The organism is Campylobacter sp. (assembly GCF_017646085.1).
Lineage (GTDB): Bacteria > Campylobacterota > Campylobacteria > Campylobacterales > Campylobacteraceae > Campylobacter.
This window is the reverse complement of the sequence record NZ_JAGCNF010000125.1, coordinates 1-2,577: the sequence shown is the minus strand read 5'-3', so window position 1 is coordinate 2,577 and position 2,577 is coordinate 1. Positions and strand designations below refer to the sequence as shown.

Here is a 2,577-nt window from a genome sequence, read left to right as displayed (position 1 = left end):
ATAAAAGCACTATTTTTAGAGCATTTTAGTGGAGCAAAGACTGAGTTAAATTTTAAAAATCTATATGAGCTTTTAGTAGCTGTAATGCTCTCAGCCCAGTGCACGGATAAAAGAGTAAATTTAATCACACCAGCACTATTTGAGGCTTATCCAGACGTACATTCACTTGCTAAAGCAAATTTATCAAGTCTAAAACTGCTAATAAATAGCTGTAGCTTTTTTAACAATAAAGCTACAAATTTAATCAAAATGGCAAATTCAGTTATTAGCGAATTTGGTGGAGAGATTCCATTAGATGAAAAAAGCTTAGTAAAACTTGCTGGCGTAGGACAAAAGACAGCTCATGTAGTACTTATTGAGTATCAAAATGCAAATTTAATGGCAGTTGATACCCATGTTTTTCGTGTCTCGCATAGACTTGGGCTTAGCAAAGCTAAAACGCCAGAAGCTACTGAGATAGATTTGGTTAAAGCTTTTAAAACTGAGCTAAATACCTTGCATCAAGCAATGGTACTACATGGACGCTACACATGCAAAGCACTCAAACCAAAGTGTAATGAGTGCTTTTTAAATCACATTTGCAAGGCTAAAATTTAGCTACTAGACTAGCTTTACTAAGCTAGGATTTATTCTCTTTATCCCAGCTTTGCAGTGACTCTTTCATTGTATCTCTAGCAGCTTCAATCATTCCAGCAAGACTAAAGAAATAGTATCCATGCTGCCTTACATACTCAAATATCTTTTTATCTTTATCATTTTTGGTGCGTTCAGGTTTTACCATTAATTCGCCAAATTCCATCTCTTGATGAATACAAAAGTTATTTGCTACATGGTAATAAACAGTATCAAAAATCTCATCACTTTTAAAATTATGTTTAAATCTATCAATTCTCTCTTTTAATTCATAAAATTTAGGATAATGAGGCTCTTTGCCACGAGAGATATCACGATTAGCATTTTCTACAGCTTTGCTAATCTTTTTAAATAACTCTTCACAAAGCTTTTGCTTTTCTAGACCATATTTGATCAGATTTTCTACTAATGCCTTTTGATGTTCTATTTTTATTTTTGATTCTTCAGGGTTAATTGGCTCAGGCTTAATTACTGTTTTAATACTATTTTCGGCTAATATTTCATCTACTAATTCACTAAATGGCTTTTCTATCATTCCATGAATTCTAGCCCCACCTTCAGTAGCGTTATAGACTTTAAATGCATAATCATAATGAGCTGGTTCCATCATAGATTCAAAATACCCACGGAAGAAATTCCAAACATCAGTACTTTTTACTTCGCCCTCCCCACCATATGCAATTGCAGTTTGTGGTCTTTGTCTAGCATTTGGATTAATTGTTATAGTGCCATCTTCTTTTATATAGTTTTCAAATATATTTCCCTTAGCGTGGCTTGAGCCATCTTTAGCAAAAGCTAGGTCTTGCCCAATAAATATAATCCTCTCACACTTTAGATTAAGCGCCATATCAAGAGCAAAGTGTGCTGAGCTAGGCCCTTTACACATAAATGGAACCTCATCTTTTAAGATAAACTCAAATCTAATTGGCCTATGAGCATAGCACCTATTACGATTTTGTAAATTTTTGCTAGTTTGTGGATGCGTAAGAGATGCTGCTATAAATATTATATTATCATCAAACTGACTTGGCTCGCTTTGGAAAAACTCACTAGTCTTCTCTACTCTCTCCATTGTAGTTACAAAATCAGGCTTAATACCATTTATCTTAAGCACATGATATGAAGCATCTGGAATTAAAATTAATGCGTGTGGAGCGACCTTTCTTAAAAGCTCAATTTGTTTATTTAGACTTGGACCAGTAGAGGCTATGATGGCGGTCTTATTTTTGCCTTTATTTAATTCAATTATATCTTTTAACTGAATTCCACTATAAATATGCGGCATATTTGCCACAACATGTTTTATACCAAGCAAGTTATCGTGAGCATCATTACCCATATTTAAAATCATTTTAGATGATGATTCTATAAGTTTTTTATTGATTTTTTGCGCTATTTGGCCATAATTTTTAGCATAATAATCACTATAAATATGAAAATCATAATTTCTAATATTTGCAGCAACTGCTGGGTAATGGCATAAAACTTCCATTTGACCACTTCTAAAATAATCTGGATGAACCACGATAAATCTCTCATGAAATATATCAGCGCCAAAATCGCAAAGATTAAAGACAATAAATATAATCTCAATCTCTGGTTCAAATACTATAATCTTCTCATGGGTTTGGTTTTGTAGTAATTTGGTATAAAAATTTCCATTTCCAAGTCCAAAGAAAAATAGCGATGGATATAGCGCATATTCATCTTTAACTTTCTCTAGCATCGCATTTGTATGAGCTGCTGGAGACTCAGTATAAATTGGCTCTTTAAGCTCAGTATTTATTATATTTATATCTAAATTTGTCTTACCAGCAAATACATCAAATTTAGTATTGCTTTTTAAATCATACACAGCCTTTGCTAATCTAAAATTTATAGCGCTAAGTGCTACAATATTTTTCATAAAATTTGATGGAGTACCCTCGGCTTTAAATCTTGCCT

General features: G+C 32.9%; 2 protein-coding genes. One reads left to right on the top strand and one right to left on the bottom strand.

The genetic code is table 11. From position 1 onward, the window contains the following. Positions 1 to 597, top strand: a 597-nt coding sequence (nth, locus tag J6V67_RS06675) for an endonuclease III (RefSeq protein ID WP_291860546.1), incomplete at its 5' end; no start/stop codon positions are given. A 22-nt stretch (positions 598 to 619) separates the two neighbouring features. On the opposite strand, the gene J6V67_RS06670 is transcribed toward nth, so the two are convergent. Beyond that, the coding region (locus J6V67_RS06670; RefSeq protein WP_291860544.1) for a 6-hydroxymethylpterin diphosphokinase MptE-like protein at positions 620 to 2,577 on the bottom strand (1,958 nt) is incomplete at its 5' end.